The organism is Agrobacterium vitis, from assembly GCF_014926405.1.
In the GTDB taxonomy this organism is placed as follows: domain Bacteria; phylum Pseudomonadota; class Alphaproteobacteria; order Rhizobiales; family Rhizobiaceae; genus Allorhizobium; species Allorhizobium vitis_H.
This window is the reverse complement of sequence record NZ_JACXXJ020000005.1, coordinates 1,070,092-1,093,459: the sequence shown is the minus strand read 5'-3', so window position 1 is coordinate 1,093,459 and position 23,368 is coordinate 1,070,092. Positions and strand designations below refer to the sequence as shown.

At 55.6% G+C, this 23,368-nt stretch carries 15 protein-coding genes, 1 tRNA gene and 1 pseudogene; 6 read left to right on the top strand and 11 right to left on the bottom strand.

Features of this window, described 5'->3' with window-relative positions; translation table 11 throughout:
• Positions 1-285 precede the first annotated feature (285 nt).
• From IEI95_RS16240 to IEI95_RS16220, 5 genes are all read right to left on the bottom strand, one after another.
• Positions 286-1,443: an OmpP1/FadL family transporter gene (locus IEI95_RS16240; RefSeq protein ID WP_156536793.1), complete on the bottom strand. Its 1,158-nt coding sequence runs from the start codon at positions 1,441-1,443 to the stop codon at positions 286-288.
• A gap of 545 nt (positions 1,444-1,988) precedes the next feature.
• Positions 1,989-4,832, bottom strand: coding sequence for a valine--tRNA ligase (locus tag IEI95_RS16235; protein WP_194417313.1), 2,844 nt, complete (start codon positions 4,830-4,832; stop codon positions 1,989-1,991).
• Positions 4,833-5,045: 213 nt separating this feature from the next.
• Positions 5,046-5,969 carry a PopZ family protein gene (locus IEI95_RS16230; protein WP_156536242.1) on the bottom strand — a complete coding sequence of 308 codons (924 nt, stop codon included), beginning with the start codon at positions 5,967-5,969 and terminating at the stop codon, positions 5,046-5,048.
• A 305-nt stretch (positions 5,970-6,274) separates the two neighbouring features.
• A complete protein-coding gene (locus tag IEI95_RS16225) occupies positions 6,275-7,678 on the bottom strand; it encodes a TolC family outer membrane protein (protein WP_420360312.1) in 1,404 nt (467 codons plus the stop codon).
• 624 nt (positions 7,679-8,302) lie between these two features.
• Positions 8,303-8,956 (bottom strand): protein-L-isoaspartate O-methyltransferase family protein, encoded by a 654-nt coding sequence (locus IEI95_RS16220; protein ID WP_162292193.1) that lies wholly within the window; start codon positions 8,954-8,956, stop codon positions 8,303-8,305.
• 565 nt (positions 8,957-9,521) lie between these two features.
• Between IEI95_RS16220 and IEI95_RS16215 the strand changes: the two genes are divergently transcribed.
• The 4 genes and pseudogenes from IEI95_RS16215 (at position 9,522) to IEI95_RS16200 (ending at position 14,499) form a co-directional block, all read left to right on the top strand.
• Positions 9,522-10,037 carry a hypothetical protein gene (locus IEI95_RS16215; protein WP_156536244.1) on the top strand — a complete coding sequence of 172 codons (516 nt, stop codon included), beginning with the start codon at positions 9,522-9,524 and terminating at the stop codon, positions 10,035-10,037.
• Between the two features lie 1,120 nt (positions 10,038-11,157).
• Positions 11,158-12,724: pseudogene (istA, locus tag IEI95_RS16210) on the top strand (IS21 family transposase).
• Positions 12,657-13,391 (top strand): IS21-like element helper ATPase IstB, encoded by a 735-nt coding sequence (istB, locus tag IEI95_RS16205; protein WP_156543945.1) that lies wholly within the window; start codon positions 12,657-12,659, stop codon positions 13,389-13,391. The pseudogene istA and the gene istB overlap by 68 nt, the downstream one beginning before the upstream one ends.
• A 217-nt stretch (positions 13,392-13,608) precedes the next feature.
• On the top strand, positions 13,609-14,499 hold the full coding sequence (locus tag IEI95_RS16200) for a tyrosine-type recombinase/integrase (protein ID WP_194416761.1): 891 nt from the start codon (positions 13,609-13,611) through the stop codon (positions 14,497-14,499).
• Positions 14,500-14,617: 118 nt separating this feature from the next.
• On the opposite strand, the gene IEI95_RS16195 is transcribed toward IEI95_RS16200, so the two are convergent.
• Positions 14,618-14,691, bottom strand: a tRNA-Cys gene (locus tag IEI95_RS16195).
• Positions 14,692-14,892: 201 nt separating this feature from the next.
• Here IEI95_RS16195 and IEI95_RS16190 point away from each other — a divergent pair.
• Positions 14,893-15,234, top strand: a complete 342-nt coding sequence (locus IEI95_RS16190; protein ID WP_337738351.1) for a hypothetical protein — start codon at positions 14,893-14,895, stop codon at positions 15,232-15,234.
• Between the two features lie 113 nt (positions 15,235-15,347).
• Here the strand turns inward: IEI95_RS16190 and IEI95_RS16185 are convergent, their stop codons facing one another.
• The 5 genes from IEI95_RS16185 to IEI95_RS16165 all read right to left on the bottom strand — a co-directional run bounded on the left by IEI95_RS16185 (position 15,348) and on the right by IEI95_RS16165 (position 22,191).
• Positions 15,348-16,109, bottom strand: a complete 762-nt coding sequence (locus IEI95_RS16185; RefSeq protein WP_087728577.1) for an ABC transporter permease — start codon at positions 16,107-16,109, stop codon at positions 15,348-15,350.
• On the bottom strand, positions 16,106-17,032 hold the full coding sequence (locus IEI95_RS16180) for an ABC transporter ATP-binding protein (protein ID WP_156533341.1): 927 nt from the start codon (positions 17,030-17,032) through the stop codon (positions 16,106-16,108). Before IEI95_RS16180 ends, IEI95_RS16185 begins: the two co-directional genes overlap by 4 nt.
• 549 nt (positions 17,033-17,581) lie before the next feature.
• The gene (locus IEI95_RS16175; RefSeq protein ID WP_015916382.1) at positions 17,582-18,415 is read right to left on the bottom strand and encodes a response regulator; all 834 of its coding nucleotides are present in this window, start codon (positions 18,413-18,415) and stop codon (positions 17,582-17,584) included.
• 256 nt (positions 18,416-18,671) lie between these two features.
• Entirely contained in the window at positions 18,672-21,185 is a 2,514-nt protein-coding gene (locus IEI95_RS16170; protein ID WP_194417312.1) for an FAD-dependent oxidoreductase, read from the bottom strand.
• A 235-nt stretch (positions 21,186-21,420) separates the two neighbouring features.
• Positions 21,421-22,191, bottom strand: coding sequence for a helix-turn-helix transcriptional regulator (locus IEI95_RS16165; RefSeq protein ID WP_194416760.1), 771 nt, complete (start codon positions 22,189-22,191; stop codon positions 21,421-21,423).
• Positions 22,192-22,526: 335 nt separating this feature from the next.
• On the opposite strand from IEI95_RS16165, the gene IEI95_RS16160 reads away from it, so the two are divergent.
• Positions 22,527-23,321, top strand: a complete 795-nt coding sequence (locus IEI95_RS16160) for a class I SAM-dependent methyltransferase (RefSeq protein ID WP_194416759.1) — start codon at positions 22,527-22,529, stop codon at positions 23,319-23,321.
• Positions 23,322-23,368: the final 47 nt, after the last annotated feature.

The following is a 23,368-nucleotide window of genomic DNA, read 5'->3' as shown; positions in this document are numbered from 1 at the left end:
GCAAATAAAGCACAGAACGGACAACCAGAGCACAGCAAAATCAGCTATAGTCAGGGCAACGCATCCACCTGGCGAGACCCTCTCCACAGGGCCGCGCGCCATATTTAGCGGACACATGTTCACGATCGCTACGAAGCTCTCAAGTGCGACGTCCGGCATAACGAGGGGACAAGGGGTAAGACATGCTGAAAAGCCTGGGTCGGCTTCGTCGTAGCTCCATTAGGCAAATGGCACGATCGCTCATTTAAGAGCAACCGTGCCATTTCATAGAGTCATGAACTGATATCAGAACTTGATCTGGTAGGAGCTACCGAAGGCATAGGCCCAGTCTCCATTAGCGGTCGCATCATAGGATGCACCCTTGGAATAGCTTTGGCTCCCGGCGGTGAGGTAGCTGACCCCTGCCCCAACACGCAGATCGCCTGGGCCAAGCTTGATCTCGGTTCCCACACCCAACGTCCAGGTATCGGTCATGATATCGGCGCCATTGCCTACACCCTTGTCCCAGGTGATATTGACGGTACCGGAAACGCGATCGTTAAACTTGTGGCCAATGCCCGCCTGGATGGTCCAGCCATCTTTCCAGAAAAAATCGTCCCTCTGGGCGCCGAGGCCAGTAATATTGTAGTTGAGCGTTTGCAAAACGCTCCAGTCCGTCCACTTGACAGAGCCGTAGGCAAGCCAACCGGGTGCGATACCGCTTTGCAAGCTTAGCTTGAGTGATTGAGGCAAGGTGCCATAACCATCGGCAGAAACGGCACCAGTGCCCAGTAGCGCCGACAGGGCACGCGGCGTGAAGTCACCATCGGCCTCTTCCTTGATCTGCGAACGATACATCAGCTGGGCACGCATCGCATATTCGGGAATGTCATAGCCCACACCCAAGCGATATCCGACAGACGAATTATCCTTCAGGTGCAGCGTTCCATAATAGGAATCGGCCGTGTAATCGAAATCCTGAAAGAAACCGCCACCCAACACATAGAGCTTGCCAGGACCAACATCGAAACGCACGGCGCACGTGCCGCCATATTCATTGGTGATGAAATGCTTCTTGGTGTAATAGTTGAAATTGCCTGAAGCAGCCCCGGCCAACTGGTCAGCGCGACGTGTATCCGTTCCATAGGTAGAGGATGCGCCGAAGGGCTGGGTATAGGTAAAGGCACAGCCCAATGCATCGGAAATCTGGACCTTGGCGGCAACACTGGGAATCCAGTAACTGTCACTAAAGCTACCGTCAGATGATTTCGATCCTCCCACCGTGTCGTATTTACGCTCCGGCGAGACGAAGACAGCGCCAGCGCGAGCCTTGACTTTCCCATCCTCGTAAAGAATGTCGGTATCGGCTTCACCTCGGGAAAAGCCCCCCGCCAGAGCCGCCGTGCTGGAAAGCGCCGCCGCGACCAAAGCCAAAACGCTCAGCGTAATTTGTTTTTTTGACATGTCCCCTCCACACATAGGAATTTTGTTGAATGAAGCCTAACCTATTAAAACTAAATGACAACTTCACGAAACACGATTGCAGCGCACCATATGAATGGATCGTTTTACGTAAGGTCTTATTAACGCCGTAAAATTGACAAATTGAAAGGAACCTTTTGCGTCAAACTAGGATTATCCCCGAGTTTGCGGAATAATATTTTACATTTCTTCACAACCGTTGCGAAACTGCAACGCAGTCCTTATTCGTTATTCTTGATTTTCCAACGCGATTTTTTGCAGTGCAAAAGCTGCATTCCGCTGGACGATAAGTCACTGGCGTAAGCTGTTTCACGATCAAAAAAACCGAGGGCGTTTCCACCTTCGGGTACAATCACAATGGAAGTGATTTCGGATGGCTACGGCATCCCTCGTGGGTTTTAGATCACACACGGCCACGGAAAACCTGTTTGGTTTTGCTTGAACCAGACAGGTTTTCATTTTTCCTATTATCGTTTGTTTTGCTGGGAAACGTGAAACCCACGCTTCCCAAGACAAACTCCAGGAGGTCAACCGGCCTCGTTGACCCGCTGCAGGGCCACGGCCAGCACGCCGCGCTGCTCTTCCAGTTCGGCAAGCCGCTGACGCTCAGCCGCGACGACTTCCGGATCGGCATTGGCGACAAACTTCTCGTTGCCGAGCTTCTTGCGCCCCTTCTCAATATCCTGGTCCACCTTGCCAATGGACTTCTCTAGCCGGGCTCGCTCAGCACCAAGATCGATCAGACTGCCGAGCGGCAGGCAGGCCGTGGCCTCGCCGACAATCACCTGAGCAGACCCCTTCGGCGCTTCCGGTGCATGGCTAATGTCACCCACCCGCGCCAGACGCTTGATGGCGGCTTCATGGTGCTCCAGCCTGGAGCGGGTCACGCCGTTGGCACCCACGACTGTGAGCGGTGCGACGGCGGAAGGCGGCACATTCATTTCTGCGCGGGCCGAGCGAATGCCGCTGACCAGATCCACCAGCCAGTTGATATCGGCCGCCGCCTGCTCATCGTTGAAGGTCAGAACCGGCCAATCGGCATGGCACAGCAACGTGTCGCGCTCGACACCCTCACCTGCGGTATGCGCCCACAATTCTTCCGTCATGAACGGCATGAAGGGGTGCAGCAGCTTGTAGGTCTGCTCCAGCACATAGGCAGCGCACGCCTGGGCTTCAGTCTTGGCAACCTCGTCTTCACCGGCAAAGACCGGCTTCAGCAATTCCAGATACCAGTCGCAGAACTGGTTCCAGACAAAGCGATAAAGCGCACTGGCCGCATCATTGAACCGGAAATGCGCGATGGCCTCCGTGACCTCACGTTCAGCCCGCGTCAGCTCCGTCAGGATCCAGCGGTTGATGGCCAATGTCGCTGCCTCGGGCAGGAACGATGGATCGGACTTCACGCCGTTCATCTCGGCAAAACGGGTGGCGTTCCACAGCTTGGTGCCAAAATTGCGATAGCCGGCGACGCGTGCCGTATCCAGCTTCACATCGCGGCCCTGGGCTGCCATGATGGTCAGCGTGAAGCGCAGCGCATCGGCGCCATATTCATCGATCAGCTCCAGCGGATTGATGACATTGCCCTTGGATTTCGACATTTTCTGACCGTTCTTGTCACGCACCAGCGCGTGGACATAAACGGTTTCAAATGGTTCGACGGGATTGCCCGCTTCATCCTTCATGAAATGCAGGCTCATCATCATCATCCGGGCAACCCAGAAGAAGATGATGTCAAAACCGGTGACGAGCACATTGGTCGGATAATAGCGCGCCACTTCCGGCGTTTTTTCCGGCCAGCCAAGCGTCGAGAACGGCCAAAGCGCCGAGGAAAACCAGGTATCGAGCACGTCTTCATCGCGGGTGAGGATTTCGCCCGGTTTAAAGTTCTCGATCTTGTCTTCCACGAAAGCCTTCATCGGCCCTTCATGCGACAGATAATGCTGAATGGCGGCGTGAAGCGCCGTTTCCTCGTCCTTTTCAACGAAGACCTGACCATCCGGACCATACCAGGCCGGGATCTGATGTCCCCACCAGAGCTGGCGCGAGACGCACCACGGCTGGATATTCTCCATCCACTCGTAATAGGTCTTGTCCCAGTTTTTCGGCACGAATTTGGTGCGGCCCTCGCGCACGCTGTCAATGGCGGGCTTGGCCAGCGTCTTGGCATCCACATACCATTGCTCGGTCAGGCGCGGCTCGATTGGCACGCCTCCACGGTCGCCATGCGGCACCGTGTGTTTATGCGGCTCGATTTTGTCAAGGAGCCCTTCCGCCTCGAAAATCTCGACGATCTTCTTGCGCACGAAGAACCGGTCCTGGCCTTCCAGCTCGGCCCAGACCATCTGCTGTTCGCGGCTTGGGGTCAGCCCCTCCAGGAAATCGTCATTTTCTACAATGGTCACGGTCGCATCGATATTGAGGATATTGATCATCCTCAAGCCCGCGCGTTTGCCGACATCAAAATCGTTGAAGTCATGGGCGGGCGTCATTTTTACAGCGCCTGTACCTGCCGTCGGATCCGGGTATTCGTCGCCGACAATAGGAATTCTACGGCCAACGATCGGCAGGATCACATGCTTGCCAATGATCGACTGATAGCGCGCATCATCAGGGTGAACGGCAATACCGGTATCGCCCAGCATGGTTTCAGGACGGGTGGTCGCCACCACGAGATAGTCGCGGGTCTCCCATTCCGTCGCCTTGCCGTCTTCATCGAAAGCAACAGGATGCTGGTAGGTCACGCCTTCTTCCAGCGGGTAGCGCAGGTGCCAGAGATTGCCGTTGACCTCATGCTGTTCGACTTCCAGATCGGAAATCGCCGTCAAAAGCTTGGGGTCCCAATTGACGAGACGCTTGTCCTTGTAGATCAGCCCCTGCTTGTAGAGGGTGACAAAGACTTCCAGAACCGCCTCGGACAGGCCCTCGTCCATGGTGAAGCGCTCGCGCGACCAGTCGCAGGATGCGCCAAGCCGCTTCAGCTGGTTGAAGATCAACCCGCCAGATTCGTCCTTCCACTCCCACACTTTGTCGATAAAGGCATCACGGCCCATCTCGCGGCGGCCCGGAAGCTGCTTTTCCATCAACTGCCGCTCGACAACCATCTGCGTGGCAATGCCGGCATGGTCCATACCCGGCTGCCACAGCACATCCTTGCCGCGCATCCGCTCGAAGCGGATCATGATGTCCTGCAAGGTATTGTTGAGCGCGTGGCCCATATGCAGCGACCCGGTCACGTTCGGCGGCGGGATGACGATGGTGAAGCTTTCCGCACCCGGCTTGGCATTGACACCGGCGCGGAATGCCTCCGCCTCATCCCAGGCCTTGGCGATTTTCGGTTCAACGCTTGCGGAATCATAGGTCTTATCGAGCATGTTCTGACCAGACATTAAGGCCCTACCGGTTCACGGGAACGCGGGCGGACGTTGGATTTCATTGTTTTCGTCAACCACGTGGTAAAGCGGACAGGTCGCGCAGTGTCAAGAAAGGAAAGCAAAAAGCCGCCCATTCACAAGGCGGCTTCTGATTGTTCCAGTTCGATGTTTTCGAACGCACGCTTGCCAACAACTACCTGCGGCACTGTCCTCTTAGCGGCGCGGACCACGTGCAATTCGTTCGATTTCTTCGCGCACCAGACGCTCAACCAGCGTCGGCAAATTGTCGTCAAGCCAGTCCTGCAACATCGGCCGCAACATATCCTGGGCGATTTCATCCAGCGATCTGCGCTGCTGACCATCGACGACAGCTGCCAGTTCCTCAAAGGACTTGGCCACCTGCGCACCGGCCTGCATGGACAAAAGCGCGCCTTGTCGAGTATCGCCTTGCGTATCTGCCTCTTCGGTCTGCTCCTGAGGGGCGACCGCAGCCTGGGCCACAGGTTCCGACTGCAATAGAGATTCGATATGGCGCTGGCTGGCGCTCATGGCTTCCGGTTCGGCGATTCGCGCCTGTGCCATGGGCCGGATCTGCCCCAGAGGCGCCGCTTGCTCCGTAGCAATCTCGCGAAAACCACCAATAGTGTCAGACATGTAGGAAGAGGCCCCACGACCATCGCGAGACTGTGGCTCTTGCTTGGAAAAAGCGGAGGGAAATTCAGAAGAAAACTCGGAAACGCCAGGCTCTTCGCGCCGCTCAGACGTGGCGCGCACCCGCGCCGCAAGATCGGCAAGCGAAACCGGCTTCGCGGCATGTCTTGGACTATCTGCTCTTGCGCCATCTGCTATCTGCTGTCCACCAGCACCCTGATCGCCTGCCCCCTCAGAGAAACGGTTTGTAGCAGATGCCGCTAGCTGAACCGGACCTGGCTGGTTGGCCGCAACCGGCAAATCCATGGGCACAGCCTCAACGGAAAACGCATTGCCTGCAATATCCAGTTCGTCCACTTCACTGTCATAACCATAGGCATCATCGAAAGACCGGGCGGGTGCCGGCTCATTGCTTTCGATAATCCGGCGAATGGAGGCCAGGATCTCTTCCATGGACGGTTCACGCGATACATTCGGCTGGGCCATTACATTCCCCATTTGGCTTCAAACCCCATCGGCTTTTGCCATGTGATTCGCTTGACCTTAGGATACCCCTTTGCTCGAGGAAATCGCCTTCAAAAGCTTAAAGCCCAAAATACACAGTTTTATGAGTTCAATCGAGGATTGTTTCGCCAGCCGGACCGAATTATCCGGGATGAAGGGCATCATACCAAGGCGAGAACATGCTGACGCATCCCCGCCTTGAACGCTTTGCAAATATCTCAAATGCATCCGACGCTTGAGATATTTGCAAAGGTAATACCAACTGCCCTTCTCAATGACCCATTGGTTTACTTGCCTTTGGCAGCCCGCAATCCAAACCACTGGTCCTTGACGGCATCGTAATGCTCTTCTGCATTATACTCCGCCACCTGCAATCCCTGGCTCCTGACCGTCAAGGTGCCGGTTGCCGCCAGCAACGAGTAGCTGGCCACCACTTCATTGCGCTGTGCATTCACCAGGCTTTCCTGCGCGTCGAGCGCGGTCTGCTGCGAGTTCAAAACGTCAAGGGTGATTTTCTGGCCGACATTGCGTTCCTCGATAACGCCTTGTAAGGCGAGCTTTGCGGCAGCAACCTGCTTGCGGCCCGAGGTGATGGCCGCCGTTGCGGCTTGCATCTGGGCAAAAGCGGTCATGATCTGCTTTCGCACGCTCAATCGGGCGTAATCGACTTTCAGTTCCTGCGCACCAACGGTTTCCTTGGCTTTGCGGATCTGACCATATTCCGAACCGCCCTGGTAGAGCGGAATTTTCAGCTGCGCTGTAATCGAGGCCGCAGAATAATCGCGGTCGGTCGACTCGCTGGGATTATCCGTATTGTGCCGATCAAGGCTGCCCTGAATGCTGACGCCTGGAAGCAGGCTGCCTTCAGCCGATTTCACCTGGTATTGCGCCGAGGTTACCGCATGAAGCGCGGCAAGCACGCTGGGATGCTCTCTGATTCCCAAAGCAACGGCTTTGTCGAGATTGGTCGGCATCGCCTTGGTGGCGCGTACGGGCTGGCGCACATCCTTCGGCATCTCGCCGACCACCTGCATATAGGATGCTTCGCTCTGTCTCAACTGGGCGATCGCGGAGGCCAGCAGACTGTCGGCACCCGCCAGCTGCGCTTCTGCCTGACTGACATCGGTTTTGGTGCCTTCGCCCACCTCCAGCCGCGCATTGGCGGCTTTCAGCTGTTCCTTGAGGAAGTTCAGGTTCTGGCGGCGGATACTGACAATCTGCTGGTCCCGCGCCACATCCGCATAGGCCTGGGCTGCGCCGAGCAGGATCTGGATTTCATCCGCCTTCATACTTTCCCGATTGGAAAGCACGCCCGCTTCCGAGGAGCGCACATTGTTCAGCGTCTGGAATCCATCGAAAATCTGCTGGGTCAATGTCACCTGCACGTCGGATTTATAATAATCCGCCGAATATTTATCCGCTGGGATATTGCCGACGGCGGTGCCGTTGAAATTGGCAAAGGAAGACTGAGTGCCGGAGACGGAAAAGCCCAGTTGCGGCCTGTAGCCGGCCTTGGCAATCGTCACGCTCTCATCCGTTGCCCTCAGGGCGGCACGCACCGAGTTCAGATCAGGATTGTTCTTATAAGCCTTTTCCATGGCGCCGAAGATGGTTTCGGCATGCAGCACGGCAGGTTGAAAAAACAGCGGAAGAAATGCTGCGGCATAGGCCACGTTACGAAGGCTCGACAAGGATACATCTCCCAACTTTAATTAAGCCAAGGCCCTATCCATCATGGAGGGGCCGGCCCCGAAGGACCGCCTGAATGTTTTACTAGCATTCTCATGTGAAGCCGATTCTCTCCAACTTGTCACCAACATTGGAAACGGGCCTCACCCATTCCCGGCACTGCTGACAAGATGACGACAGACTCACCATCAAACGACGACAGCCCTTATTCTAAGGGCCTAGATTGCGTGAAGCTGACCACAAATCATCCTAGGAGAATTCATAGGCTGAGCCCGCAGGTTTACAGGAGTTTGACAAGAGCCTGACAGCTTGCATTTCATGCCGCCCAAAAAATCAATGATGTTAAGAATTGAACGAAAATAACTTTAAAACAAGAAACAGCCACCCGGTCATCCACAACCAAAATGGATATAAATAAAAAACACAACCATTTTACGAGGATGGATGCAGGACCGGTCCGGGGCAATGGCAGAAGCCATGCCAATAATGACCAAGGCTGAAGGTGTGGACCACATCCTCGCCTTGAAGACATTTTGAATATCTCAAATGCTTCATGAACTGAGATATTCAAAATGGATACGAACGATCATTCATAATGACCGTTCGCAAACATCCTGCCGCGATGATCAGAATACGAATTCGCGCGCTTTTTCAAAACCGGGAAGCGGCTTGATCGAAGCATTGAAAAGCGAGCTTGTCGAAACCGAACCACCGGCCTTGACGAAGACATGGGCACGGACGGCACGGCCGCTACCGACCACTCCAATCAAACGGCCACCGTCACGCAATTGATCGAACAGTGCCGGAGGCACTTCCTCGACCGACCCACTCAGGAAAATCAGATCGTAAGGAGCTTCTTTGGCATAGCCAGCCTCCAGTGGACATTGAACGACCGTGACATTCGCGGCACCCAGCTTTTCAAGATTGGACTTTGCAGCACTGGCCAGTTGCTCATCGCTTTCAACGGCGAAAACCGCACCGGCCAGCCGTCCGAGCAAAGCCGAGACATAACCGGTGCCCGCTCCGATTTCCAGGACCAGTTCACTGCGGCCAATTTCAGCCAGCTGCAAAAGCTTGGCAAGCGGCGACGGATCCATCAGATAGCGACCAGGAGCGACCTGAATATCTTCATCGATATAAGCCAGGGCTTTCAGATTGTCCGGCACAAAGGCTTCCCGCGGTACGGACAGAAAAGCCGAAAGCACGGAATGAGAGGTTACATCCGTCGTTCGAATTTGGCCGTCCACCATTTTCGCCCGCGCTGCTTCAAAATCGATCATATCGTTGCCCATTTTACACCGGTTGCGTCTGCCGCGGGACACCGCTGGCAAACAATCCAAAGCCGCCGCCCCGACATGTTCCGAAGCGGCTCCATATCACCGCTCGCCGCGTCTCCGATGACCGAAAACAACGCCGTAGAACCTGAGAGCTGCCACTGCCAAGGGCGCCATCCCCAAAGGGATCACACCATTTGCTATAGCGTGTTTAATCGGCGGCAACGCAGCTTTCAAGCCATGTCGGGCAAGAGCCTCTAAAATCTCTGCCTGCAATGGATCAAGCCCCGCAAAGCCCTTACAGCGCCGTGCGTTTCATAAAACGCACAAAGGACACAGTAACACTTTAAATTTTCTGCATAATTTTCTCCTAAAGCGACTCCGACTTAAGGAACTATGCAGTCGCTTTTCCAACCTGGATCTGAAACGTTCAAGGCCGGAAAGCGTTGCGCATGGAGACATGAAGTTCATCGCAATGAAATTGCATTAAGCACGAATCAACCCAATATTGGTCAAAAAACCCCTAGTAATTCAGTGTATTTTTTCTGCATTCTAGATTACGAGTCAAATCGTGGGGACTGAATCAAAGCAATACCGGGATCAGGCAGCAGGTGAAACGTATTACGACGGCATGACAACATCAAATTTGATGTCGATTGCTGCGGATACATCCTGCGCGAAATTCACCATACCGTATTTGCTACGAATTGAGCATCCCACTCGCATATCAAATGAAATAAACGTTGCAAACGGCGCGACCATGATAAAACCGAGAGACATCGTTGGAAGTTCAATCAAGGAATTGGCCTTCTGCGCGCACTACATGCATATAACTTTCTCCAATCACTATCGGCTGACGGCTTCTCTTGCCGCAATCTTTGGTGATGAGCCGATAGAGAAATATGTCGGTGACATCATCCTGTCCGTCAACGATTGCGGCGAGGGCATGCTCATCCGCTTCCTGCGCCGCTGGCCTATGTTGATCGGCGCTCCCGACGAGGCAACAGCAAACCCGGCCATCATGACGCTGCGCCACGGATCACAAGTGCTGACCTGGCAATTCGAACAACAGGATGCCGAGATTTAAGACAGAGAGTCATTAAAAATGGCGGCCCTTGTTTTGCGCATGGATGTTATTGTTGATATTGATCCCAGTTAAACGCGACATGCGATAGTATAAATCGCACTATCGAAATAATTTTCGCAAAAATGGAAATAGCACCGGCGGCTCCTGCCCTATAGCTCCATAGCCTGATCTCGTCAGCGAAAACAGCCTATCCTCTCCCCGCTCCGAGCGCGTCATATAGAGCATGTTCAATGCTTGCAGGATCGCAGGCGTCATCCCTGTCGACCAAGGCAAATCCTTCGCATTCACGTCCCGGCCTCCGGCATCGTAAAGCGTCTGCAAGATATAGTGGAGATCACCGTGCGTCATACGCCATTGTTACATGCCGACGCTGATTTGAACAGTCGCAGGTCCCAACCGACACGCGGATCGATGGTTTGTTACAGCACATGGAGACCACCAATCCACAGGTCTTGCGAAATCCGATTGCGCGTTGACAGCTAAGATCAGCTTGCAAAACCGATTATCACCACCCTTGCTGATATTGGGTCAATTGCCAGAACGGGCTTCGGATGTGGGTTTTCGGCTTTTCAAGCTCAGACCTCCATTGACTTGAAAAGAAGCCGCCACGCGCCATCCTATTTGGATGATCCAATGAATTTGCGGAGAGCCGCTATTGAACGTTTCAGACTTCAGCTAACATCGCTTTGCGCCATTGCTGATTGCCGCGGCAATTGTTTGCCTTGGCCCGGTCAGCGTATCTCTCGCAAATCGCATTACGGTCGCACAAGCTCTTGCCGTTTGTCGATCCACAAGTGTCGAGGAGGCAAAGCAAAAGGGAGACCAGCTCGGATGGCCCCGGATGCCGGAAGACAAGAATTGGAAATCATCTTACGAGAGCTATAACAAGGTGACGGTCGACGTCGTTGGATGGTCGGATGAAGAGGCCGGGAGCCGTTTGTCATTCTGGGTCGCGACAGGGGTAAATCCGGGCCGGGCATGCAGCTACAGTTTGACCAACAATGACAGTCTGTGTTCCGGCGTGCAAAATTGACCCCATTAGCGGGGTAATCGGCGTCCAATTTTGACCCCCTTCGGATTTATCTGACCATCCGTCTTTTGACGGCGGATGGAGAGGGAGTTGAAGCGAGTGGATACGATTGCGCGCGTCCGGCGGGCCTTTCATGTTCAAGGTTGGTCGATGAAGAAGATCGCCCGTGAACTGCATGTTTCCCGCAACACGGTCCGCAAGATATTGCGCAGCGACGAGACCGACTTCTCCTACGAGCGCGAGCGGCAGCCTTTGCCAAAGACGGGGGCCTGGCAGGCGGAGATCGAGCGGTTTCTTGCGACGAACGAAGGCAGGCCATCGCGCGAACGGCTAACGCTGATCCGGATTTACGAGGAGCTTCGAGCGCTCGGATATGACGGCAGCTATGATGCGATCCGCCGTTACGCCAAGGGTTGGGCGAAGAACCGGGGATCAGCGACGGCGCAGGCCTATGTGCCGCTCTACTATGCACCCGGCGAAGCCTACCAGTTCGACTGGAGCCACGAGATCGTGCTGATCAACGGCACGACGACGACCGTGAAGGTTGCTCATGTCCGGCTCTGCCACAGCCGCATGATGTTTGCACGTGCCTATATGCGCGAGAGCCAGGAGATGGTGTTTGACGCCCACGACAAGGCGTTTGCCTTCTTCCGTGGTACCTGCACGCGTGGCATCTACGATAACATGAAGACGGCGGTGGAGGCGGTGTTCGTGGGCAAGGAGCGGCTATACAATCGCCGCTTTCTGCAGATGTGCAGCCACTACCTTGTTCAGCCTGTCGCCTGCACCCCGGCGTCTGGTTGGGAGAAGGGCCAGGTCGAGAACCAGGTTGGCCTGGTGCGCGAACGCTTCTTCACGCCGCGCCTGAGGGTTAAGAGCCTTGAGGAATTGAACGTTTGGCTGCTCGACAAATGCGTCGCCTATGCCAAAGCGCATAACCATCCGGAACAGGCCGACCAGACGATCTGGCAGATGTTCGAAGCCGAACGCAGCAGCCTCGTCCCCTATGTCGGTCCGTTCGACGGCTTTCACTGCGTTCCGGCCTCGGTCTCGAAGACCTGCACGGTCCGTTTCGACAATAACAAATACTCGGTCCTCTCAACGGCTGTCGGCCGCCCGGTCGAAGTCCACGCCTATGCCGACCGGATTGTGGTCAAGCAGGATGGCACGGTCATCGCCGAACATCGGCGCAGCTTCGGCCGCGGCGAGACGGTCTATGATCCCTGGCATTATGTGCCTGTCCTGGCCCGTAAACCCGGCGCTCTTCGCAATGGCGCGCCGTTCCGCGACTGGGTAATGCCGGCGGCGATGGAGAAGGTCCGCAAGCGATTGAAGACAGTCGATGACGGCGATCGGCAAATGGTCACCATTCTCGGATGCGTACCGGGCGACGGTATCACGACCGTTGAGGCCGCCTGCCAGGAGGCGCTTGATCAGGGCGTCTGCTCGGCTGCCGTCATCCTCAACATACTGGCGCGGCGTCGTGATCCTGCTCCGGCTGCGCCCCTGCAAATCCCCGATGCACTGCGGCTGACCCATGAGCCGGTCGCCGATTGCGCTCGCTATGACAGCCTCAGGAGGGCAAGCTGATGGAACGCACACAGGTTCTGGAATTGATGAGCACCTTGAAGCTCTACGGCATGCGCAGCGCCTATGACGAGGTCATGGGCAACGGCATCAAGCGCCAGCATGAGCCGCCGCGTATCGTTGGCGATCTTCTGCAGTCCGAGATCGCCGAGAAGCAGGCCCGCTCCATCCGCTACCAGCTCAGCATCGCCAAGCTGCCGCTCGCCAAGGATATCGACGACTTCGACTTCACCAACACGCCCGTCAATGAAGGCCTTGTCCGCGACCTGGCCACCGGAGCCTTTGTTGCCGATCAGCGCAATGTTGTTCTCGTCGGAGGCACGGGCACCGGCAAGAGCCACCTGGCCATCGCGATCGCCCGCGCGCTCATCCGCAACGGCACACGCGGGCGCTTCTACAATGTCGTCGACTTGGTCAATCGGCTGGAGACGGAGACGCGCAGCGGCAAGCAGGGCCGGACGGCGGACTATCTCAACCGCCTCGACTTCATCATCCTCGACGAACTCGGATACCTGCCATTCGCCCAGGCCGGCGGCCAGCTTCTGTTCCACCTGATCAGCAGGCTCTACGAGCGCACATCCATCATAGTCACCACCAACCTGGCATTCGGCGAATGGCCAACCGTCTTCGGCGACGCCAAGATGACCACCGCGCTCCTCGACAGGCTCACCCATCACTGCGAGATCGTCGAAACCGGCAACGAGTCCTGGCGCTTCAAAAACCGCTCTCAAAGCTAAAGCCGAAGAGCCCCATCACCCGCACCTGTTTCGCCCTCTGCAACCCCGGCCAGCGCCGGGCGATCCAGGTGCTGATCGTCAACACGGGGGTCAACATTGGACGCCGATATGGGGTCAACTTTCCGCGCCGATTGACACCGTTCGCCCTCCAGAGGAGGACACAGGGCCAAAACCGATTTCTCGTCTTGTGAAGACCGGTACGTTCCGATGGCTCTGCATGGAATACATGCGCAGTCATGAATTCACGACCTTGGACAACACCACGCAGACGCGCCGCCGGCACATCATCGAAGCCATGTGGCACGAACCCTTGAAAGCAGGCGACGAACGCACTTTTGCAGACATGCCCCTCCAGCACATGGACGTCACAAATCTGGAGGTTCTGCGAGACCGTAAGAAGGAAACGCCGTTTGCGGCAGATGAAAGACTGAAAGTGCTTCGGCAGGTGTTTGACACCACCCAGAACGGAAAACCCATCACGGCCAATATCGCACGGATAGTGAAGCCGTTTCGCGCTCAGACCGATGGCCACCAAACGGCAACACCCGGCGACCTGGAGCGCTTCATCGCACACCATGGCACCGGGTCAAAAGCGACACTCTATCTCGCTATCCAAATGTATACGAGCTTGCGCGTCTCCGATCTCGCCGCGCTTGGGCCGGCTCATCGACAAAAAGACACCTTCCGGTTTCGCCTGTTCAAAAACCGCAACAGGACGCCAGTAGATATAAACATCACCATTCATCCGATCCTTGAAGCCGTCCTGGCAACACACAAGACAATAGGCCCCACCTATCTGGTGACGGAATTCGGAAAGCCGTTTAGCGTAAAGGGTCTGGGAAACAGGATCTCAGATTGGTGGTCGCAGGCGGGCATGCCGCACTTGACCTCCCATTCTGTTCGCAAAGGCCTGGCGACAGACGTTGCACACAACGAAGCGACCGACAGCATGTTGGAAGCCATGTTCGGATGGCGCGATAGTAAAACATCAAAAATCTACACCCGCAACGCGGAGCGCTCTCGACTTGCTCGCCAGACCGTGGAGCGGATCAACTGGGATGGAATTGGGCCGCAATTATTGGCGCTTAAAGAAGCCGAAAACAGCTAGTTCAGAAACGCACTGCCACACCCTCAAAATTGTGTGGCGGAACAAGAAGCGAACGAACTGCCACACGCTAAAAATAACGTCGGCAAATCAGAGACTTACATATGGGAGAAAAAGGGAATGGAGGCCTCGCCCGGAATCGAACCGGGGTGCAAGGATTTGCAGTCCTCTGCGTAACCACTCCGCCACGAGGCCATTCCATAACTTAAAAGCGTGTGGTGACGGGCATTTAGAACGGATCGAAAAGAAGCGCAAGAGGAATTTCCGAAAAACCTCGTTCTAAAATTTCTGAAACTATATTCGAGCCGGGTTCCGCAGGAATAATGAGACAGAAAGTCTAAAATTGCCTCCAGTTCGGCATGCCCTGTGCAGAAACGATGGAGCCACACATCATCCTTGACTCTTCATTGGCAAGAACATAACAAGAACACTATAGCGTATCGATACGCTGACAGCCTGCTTTCACAGGAGATCTTCGATATGTGCTCAAAGTCTGGTTCCCCGGAAGCCGACCGGATTGCTCATCTTATTGAATGGCACGACGGCGATGCAAGAGCCGCCATCGCCACGCTCTTGGACGATGTGCATCATTTGCGTCAGCAATTGGCAATTGCGTCAAATGCAATCAGTCTCGGCTATACCAGAGGATGGGTACCCATCGATGAGGTGAACTGTATGAGGGATATCATCGGCGGCACGCCGCCCATCACCATGGCAGATCATGAAGCGACTGCATAATTCCTCAAGCCGGTGACGGCTAAGAAATTACGCAAAAATACAGAGCGTTACGGCGTATTTTGTGCGCTTTTCCTTTCGAGGAAGCAGAAACTCCGCTTTCCCCAAGACAAATTCTAGGCCTTCAGCTTGTAGCCGGTGCGGAACATCCAGGTCAGCACCGCGAGGCAGACGGTCAGGAACAGGCCGATCATCGCCAGACTGATCAGTGGATTGATATCCGCCTCCCCGAAGAAGCTCCAACGGAAACCGCTCACCAGGTAGAAGACCGGGTTTAAGTGACTGATCATCTGCCAGACAGGCGGCAGAGCGTTGATCGAGTAGAATGTCCCACCCAGAAAGGTCAGCGGCGGGATGACCAGCATCGGCACCATGCTCAATTGTTCGAAATTCTTCGCCCATATGCCGATGATGAAACCCGCCATGCTGAAGGACATCGCCGTTAAAGCCATAAAGACCAGCATCAGCACCGGATGATCCACCCGGATATCGACGAACAGCGTCGATGTGGCCAGAATGATCAGGCCGACGATCATCCCCTTGGTGGTCGCCGCCCCGACATAGCCCAGCAGAACCTCACCCAGCGCAATCGGCGCCGAGAGAATTTCATAGATGGTACCGGTGAATTTGGGAAAATAGATGCCATTGGCGCCATTGGATATGCATTGCGAAATCAGCGTCAGCATGATCAGTCCCGGCGTAATGAACCCACCATATCCCACCGCAGTTCCGGTCTGCATTTTCGTGCCAATCGCCGCACCGAACACGATGAAATAAAGCGCGGTCGACACAACAGGAGAAATCAGGCTCTGCATCAGGGTGCGGCGCATCCGTTGCATTTCGGCGCGGTAGATGGCCCAGACTGCGGTATAATTCATGATTTCCCCCCGGTCAGCGAAACGAAAATATCCTCGAGCGAGGTTTGCCTGGTGGAGATGTCGACCACAGCGATGCTGGAGGTTTCCAACGCCGTCAAAAGCGCCATCAAGGCGCCGGGTGTTGCCTGCGGCTCATAATCGTAGACGATCTGGCGACCTTCGCCAGCAAGGCTGAGGCGCCATTCGTCCAGCCGCCCCGGCAGGCTTTTCAGCGGCTCGGCCAGGTCTAGGATCATCTGCTTGCGGCCAAGCTTGCGCATCAGCGCCACCTTGTCCTCCACCAGCAGCACCTCGCCCTGGTTGATGATGCCGATCCGGTCTGCAATCTCCTCGGCCTCCTCGATATAATGGGTGGTGAGAATGATGGTGACGCCCCGGCTGCGCAGATCACGCACCAGGTTCCACATATCGCGGCGGAGCGCGACGTCGACCCCCGCGGTTGGTTCATCCAGAAACAGCACGCGGGGTTCATGGGACAGCGCCTTGGCGATCAGCACCCGGCGCTTCATGCCGCCGGAAAGCTCCCGCAGCACCGCATCGCGCTTTTCCCAGAGCGACAGGGATTTCAATATTCCCTCAAGATAGACTGGATCGGCCTTGCGCCCATGCAACCCGCGCGAAAACGCCACGGTATTCCACACAGTCTCAAACTGATCCGTGGTCAGTTCCTGCGGCACGAGGCCAATCAGCGCCCGGGTCTGGCGAAAATCCTGAACGACATCGTAACCATCGACAACAACCGTTCCGGATGTGGGATTGACGATGCCGCATATGATGGAAATCAGCGTGGTCTTGCCCGCGCCATTGGGGCCGAGCAGAGCGAGGATCTCGCCCTCCTCGATCTCCAGCGACACATCCTTCAATGCAGAAAAACCGGTGGAATAGGTCTTGGTGAGGGACTTGATCGATACGATAGACGCCATGCTTGCAGACAATCCTGAACGTCCGCCTCCTGGACTGTCGAGACAATGCGACAACACGGACCTTGCCATGCGCCCCACCGGTCTCCACTCCCGGAAACGGACTATGTGCAACAGAGGCGCCTATATAGCACGGCTCCTTGAACCGGCCACCGCTATAGGAGAAATCTTTTGTAAAAGAACACATCCACACATATGCAAATGGTCGCAATAGACACGGTTTCGTCGGCCTGGCTTGGCCAGGTAGAGATATTGATCGGCCGCATGCAGGTCATAGTCGAAGACCACACGCCCACCCACTTCCGTCACCCCGATGGAAACCGTGACCGTCACATGACCACTGTTCAGCATCACCTGTCTGTATGAGAGATCGAGATGGAATCTGTCACAATCTATTTAGCGCTTTAATCCGTCATTCCTTAAATCCGAATAGATCTAAGGAATGACGCAGAATGTAGAAAACGTTGTAGCGCCGCCTATAAAAAACGCATTGGTCTGTAATATCAAGACGACGTTTCTGATGCACCTTCATCTTGATATTAGGTAGGAAGATCAGGCTGCGGCCTGGTTTCTCTTGCGCCCGGCGCGGATCTGCACCAGCGTATCGAGGTTCTGATTGACCCGGCAGTAGAATTCTTCGTCGATGAACGGGCGCAGCATGAAATCATTGCCGCCCACCTTTAGGAAACGCGCAGACAGCAAACGGTCCGACGAGGACGACACGCCGATGATCCGCAGTTCATGCGAGCCGCGCACAGCCCGAATGCGCCGCGTCAGTTCAAATCCATCGATGTCAGGCATGTTATAGTCGGTCACGACCAGACCGATATCGGCATTGCTCTTCAGGAGTTGCAGGGCCGTGGCACCGTTATCCGCCGTGCTGACCCGGAAATTGTAGCGCTTCAAGCGGCTCGACAGCAAAGCGCGCGCCGTCGGGCTGTCATCGACGATCAGCACGTGGTGATTGTGATTGGTGAGAAAGCGGCAGACGGACTCGATCAGCATTTCAACCGCGAAGATATTGTCCTTGAGGATATAGTCGACAATGTCCTTGGCCAAAAGCTTTTCACGGGTTTTCTCGTGGAACGTGCTGGTAAAGACAACAGTTGGAATGTTCAGATCGGTCAGATATTCCAAAGCCTCGCCATTTTCGGCGCCTGGCAGGTTGATGTTGGAAATTGCCAATGTAACAGGCTCGTCGGAAAGCTCGTTTGCGGCCATCAAATCTTCATAGGTACGGCAGATTTCCGCATCAATATTGAAAATCTCTTTCAAACGTTGCGTGATCATGGATGTAAAGACATTGGAGTCTTCTGCGACGATAATACGTGCGTCCGGAAATTTTTCGCCGGAATATTGCATTCCTGAAACGCCAAGATAGGTCATGACACGCCTTTGAACAAGAGATCTTGCCGCAATATAGACATGACCGATTGCTGAAATATTAATCGAAACGGGGCGTTATACCTTCTATGCTTAATAAGAACAAAAAGGCGGCCCAGAGGTGGCCGCCTTTTTGGATAGATTCAGCGCGTCGTCTATCGACGGCAGGTTTCAAACATTGCCATCCGTCCAGTGTTCAGAAAACAGCAACTATTTCCAAACGCCACTTCAAGCAATATCTGGTTCCATTTTACCACTCTCAAGCCCTGAGAGCGGCATTATCAGGATCGAACGGGCTTTCGCCCACAACCACCGCGTCATAGAGATCGCCCAGGATCTTGATCTTCAGCTTGGTGCCTTCAGTTGCATAGCCGGGTTGCAGCATGGCGAGCGCGATGGATTTGCCGATGCGCCATCCATAGGTGCCATTGGTTGCACGCCCGACCAGATCGCCCGTTTCATTGTAGATCGCTTCCGAGCCGCGAGCATCGACATCCGCCACGCCTTCAACAACCAGGGTGGCGAAATTCCATTTCAGACCCTTTTCCTTATAGGCAACCAGAGCCTCCTTGCCGATAAAGTCCTTATCGAGCTTGATGAAACGGTCGAGGGCCGATTCATAGGCGTTGTATTCGATCGACATTTCCCTCGGGATCAGGCGATAGGATTTCTCGACCGACATCGACAGCATGGCGCGGATGCCGAAAGGCTTGATGTCGAATTCGGCACCGGCCTCCATCAGCTTGTCGAAAATATAGGCCTGCATCTCGATGGGGTGATGCAATTCCCAGCCCAGTTCCCCGACAAAATTGACGCGCAGCGCATGGGCGCTCGCCACACCAACCGAAATCTCCTTGCCGGTCAACCAGGGGAAATCCTTGTTCTCCAGGCTGGTGCGCGTCAGCTTTTGCAGCACCTGCCGCGACTTTGGCCCGGCCAGAACCAGTACGCCGAGCTTCTGGGTGATCTGCTGAAGCTTGACCGACCCATCGGTCGGAGCCAGCTTGCGCAGATAATCATGGTCATGAGCTTCGTAAGCGCCAGCCGACACAAGATAGAAACGGTTCGGAGCCCATTCATAGACCGTGAATTCAGCGCGGACACCGCCATGCTGGGTCAGCATGTGGCACAGCGCGATACGGCCACGCTTCTTCGGGATGGCGTTGGCAAACAGGCTGTCCAGCCAGGTCCGTGCGCCGGGACCGGACACTTCCATCTTGGCGAAGGCTGACATGTCGAGCACGCCGACATGCTCGTTGACATGCTTCACCTCATTGCCAACATGCTCGAAATAGTTTGAGCGGCGGAACGACCATTTTTCCACCACCCGGCCATCTTCGGTCGGGGCTGCATAATTGTGGTTGGTGATGACATCGACGCCAACGCCAAGCTCGTTCTTCGGCACTTCATAGCCTTCAGGCGCAAACCAGTTGGCGCGCTCCCAACCATAGACGGAGCCGAAGACGGCACCCATCTTTTTCAACCGGTCATAGACCGGCGTGGTTTTCAGCGGACGGGCGGCAGCGCGCTCCTCATCCGGGTAATGCATGGTGAAGACATTGGCATAGGCTTCTTCGTTCTTGGCGATCAGATAGCCTTCCGTCGCATAAGGACCGAAGCGGCGCGGATCGGCACCCATCATGTCGAGGGTGGATTCGCCATCGACGATCCATTCCGCCAATTGCCAACCGGCACCGCCAGCCGCGGTGATGCCAAAGGAATGGCCCTCGTTCAGCCAGAAATTCTTCAATCCTGGTGCCGGGCCAACAATCGGATTGCCATCCGGCGTATAGGCGATAGCGCCGTTATAAACTTTCTTGATACCGACCTCGCCAAAGGCCGGCACACGCACCATGGCCGTCTCGATATGCGGCATCAGCCGGTCGAGTTCTTCCTGGAACAGTTCGTATTCACTCTCGTCGGATGGGCCATCGACATAACAAACCGGCGCGCCCACTTCGTAAGGCCCAAGCAACAGGCCACCATTTTCCTCGCGCATGTACCAGGCGCTGTCGGCCTCGCGCAGCACGCCCATTTCCGGCAGGCCCTTGGCCTTGCGTTCAACAATGGCCGGATGCGGCTCGGTGACGATATACTGGTGCTCAACCGGAATGACCGGAATATTGATGCCCACCATTTCGCCGGTCTTGCGGGCAAAATTGCCTGTACAGGAAATCACGTGTTCGGCTGTGATCTCACCCTTGTCGGTGGTGATCTTCCACAAGCCATCCGGCTGACACTCGATGGCCGTCACGGTCGTGTTGCGATAGATGGTGGCACCACGGTCGCGGGCACCCTTGGCCAGCGCCTGGGTCAGGTCGGCGGGCTGGATATAACCGTCGTCGGGATGTTGGATGGCGCCGAGCAGACCTTCCGTTTCACACAGCGGCCAGATTTCCTTGACCTGTTCAGGTGTCAGGATGTTGACCTTGACGCCGATGGTTTCGGCAATCCCGGCATAATACATAAACTCGTCCCAGCGATCCTTGCTGCGGGCGAGACGAATATTGGAAACCTTGCTGAAACCGACATTCATGCCGGTCTCTTCCTGAAGTTCCTGATAGAACTTCACCGAGTATTTGTGGATCTGGCCGACCGAATAGCTCATGTTGAACAGCGGCAGCAGACCGGCGGCATGCCATGTCGAGCCTGAGGTCAGCTCCTTGCGCTCGATCAGCACGCTATCGCTCCAGCCCTTCCTGGCCAAGTGATAGAGCGTGGAAACGCCGACGACGCCGCCACCGATCACCACGGCCCGTGCATGAGATTTGATCGACATGGAATTTCCCCTGTTCTGCTGCGAGCGCAAGGCGCAAACGACCGGATGACGCCGCAAGATTGATCCCGCGACTATGATAAAGACCCGCTTCCCTGTGCCGCCCGTTTGCGACATGGGCATGGGCTGGCGCGACCTGCGGATAAAAACTGCTGATGTAACGATCCTTGATCAATCGCAAATCGCCAAACGCGGAGCAAGCCCTCGTCCTAAGCCCTATCATAGACATGCTTTATTGCGGTATCAGGAAGACCAGCTTGCAATCCGGACGGTCGCAGGGCCGGTAGTTGAACTGGCGAAATCGCAACCTGCCTCGATCCGGGGAAACCAGTTCACGCTCTCCGCCTTCGCGATCCAGCACCGTCTGCTCCCGCCACCCCTGCGCAAAGAGCGGACTGTCGCGCTGTAGCTGTTCAATCAGCGCACGGACCGTTGAATCGCGCAATGCATGACTGTAATCGGCGCGAAATTCGGCCAGCAGCCGTAACGCGCGCATTTCCCAATCGACAATGATCTCGCGGGCGCCAGGATTGAGAAATACATAGCGTAGCAGGTTTCTATCCTTGCTGTGCTCCCCAAGCCAATCAGGAAACAGGGATGCGGCCGCGGAATTGAAACAGCAGGCATTCCAGTTGCGGTCAAGCGCATAGGCTGGATGCTGCACCATGCTGACTGCCGTTACCAGGGACGCTGGCACATCGTCAATGGCGTCTCCCTCTTCCTCGTCGGGATCGCGTCGGGATGCCAGTTCAAACAGATAGGCACGTTCGGCCCGGGTCAATTCCAGGGCCCGCGCCAGCCTCGCCAAAGCCTGCGGCGAGGCCTGCACCTGGCGCCCCTGCTCTATCCAGGCACACCATGTGGCGCTGATGCCCGCTCGTTCGGCCAGTTCCTCGCGCCTCAGGCCCGGCGTGCGGCGCCGTCCGATCCGGTCCGGCACCAATTTTTCACGATGGGTGCGCACGAACTCACCCAGCAAACGTCTCTGTTCTACATCCAGCATGGCAGTATTTATAACAGGATAACTGCTCCTCTTGTAACAGCATATTGTTGGCGTCATGCTGTTTACACCAGGCGACATCACCATGCCCCTTGGCCTTCTTATTGTAACGATCTCAAGCCTTTGGCCTCTTCGAGACAGTCACAATTCCACTCACCGAGGATGCCTCCCTATCTTCGATGCCTTGATACGATACGGACAGCTCATGCAGCGGGACCTGAGCGGATCGCCAGGAACAAAGGAAGGATGCGCTACACTCCAGACATGGAGTTGCAACGCTGAATTTCAAGCGTTTCATGGTCTGAACCGGGATAAACCAGCTTAACAGGAACAGTTAGATGCCAACAGCAACCAGCGAGAAAAATACAGTGAACGAAAATCACGACCACCACGTGCAGCAGAATTTCGGCCCAAGGGCGAACGCCTATGTGGAAAGTGCCGTCCACGCTTCCGGCGCCGATCTGGTTCGCCTGGGCGACATCGCCCGCACTGCCAATGCCAGCCACGGCATCGATCTGGGCTGTGGTGGCGGCCATGTCGCCTATGCGATTGCACCGCATATGACAACCGTGACCGCCATCGATCTTTCCGCCGATATGCTGGCCGCAGTCTCTCAAACCGCAACCGAGCGCGGTTTAACGAATATTGCGACAATCAGGGCTTCAGCCGAACAATTGCCCTGTGACGATGGTCAGTTCGATTTTCTCGCCTGCCGTTTCTCCGCCCACCACTGGCACGATGTCCATGCCGGCTTGCGACAGGCCCAGCGTGTATTGAAGCCGGGCGCCCCAGCAATCTTCATCGATGTGGTCTCGCCGCAATCGCCATTGCTGAACACACATCTGCAAGCAGTCGAACTGCTGCGCGACACCTCGCATGTCAGGAACTATATGCTGAGCGAATGGACGCAGATGCTGGGACAGGCTGGGTTTGCGATAAAAACCTGTCAGACCAGCCGGTTGCGGATGGATTTCAAGGTTTGGACGGACCGCATGAACACACCGGATGCCATGCGCACCGCCATCCGCCTGTTGCAACAGGATGCCGCTGCCGAGACAAAAGCGCATTTCGAAATCGAACCCGACGGCTCCTTCATGCTCGATGTCGCGCTGTTTGAAACCCACAGGATATGAGGAGCCGGCTCGTCGCAAGCTGATTTGCCTGTGACGAGCAGTTGCCT

What these genes read in the sequence shown, in the direction of transcription:
- IEI95_RS16240 (WP_156536793.1), bottom strand. Translation starts at nt 1,443, where the DNA reads ATGTCAAAAAAACAAATTACGCTGAGCGTTTTGGCTTTGGTCGCGGCG.
- IEI95_RS16235 (WP_194417313.1), bottom strand. Translation starts at nt 4,832, where the DNA reads ATGCTCGATAAGACCTATGATTCCGCAAGCGTTGAACCGAAAATCGCC.
- IEI95_RS16230 (WP_156536242.1), bottom strand. Translation starts at nt 5,969, where the DNA reads ATGGCCCAGCCGAATGTATCGCGTGAACCGTCCATGGAAGAGATCCTG.
- IEI95_RS16220 (WP_162292193.1), bottom strand. Translation starts at nt 8,956, where the DNA reads ATGATCGATTTTGAAGCAGCGCGGGCGAAAATGGTGGACGGCCAAATT.
- istB (WP_156543945.1), top strand. Translation starts at nt 12,657, where the DNA reads ATGGAACGCACACAGGTTCTGGAATTGATGAGCACCTTGAAGCTCTAC.
- IEI95_RS16200 (WP_194416761.1), top strand. Translation starts at nt 13,609, where the DNA reads ATGGAATACATGCGCAGTCATGAATTCACGACCTTGGACAACACCACG.
- IEI95_RS16185 (WP_087728577.1), bottom strand. Translation starts at nt 16,109, where the DNA reads ATGAATTATACCGCAGTCTGGGCCATCTACCGCGCCGAAATGCAACGG.
- IEI95_RS16180 (WP_156533341.1), bottom strand. Translation starts at nt 17,032, where the DNA reads ATGGCGTCTATCGTATCGATCAAGTCCCTCACCAAGACCTATTCCACC.
- IEI95_RS16175 (WP_015916382.1), bottom strand. Translation starts at nt 18,415, where the DNA reads ATGACCTATCTTGGCGTTTCAGGAATGCAATATTCCGGCGAAAAATTT.
- IEI95_RS16165 (WP_194416760.1), bottom strand. Translation starts at nt 22,191, where the DNA reads ATGCTGGATGTAGAACAGAGACGTTTGCTGGGTGAGTTCGTGCGCACC.
- IEI95_RS16160 (WP_194416759.1), top strand. Translation starts at nt 22,527, where the DNA reads ATGCCAACAGCAACCAGCGAGAAAAATACAGTGAACGAAAATCACGAC.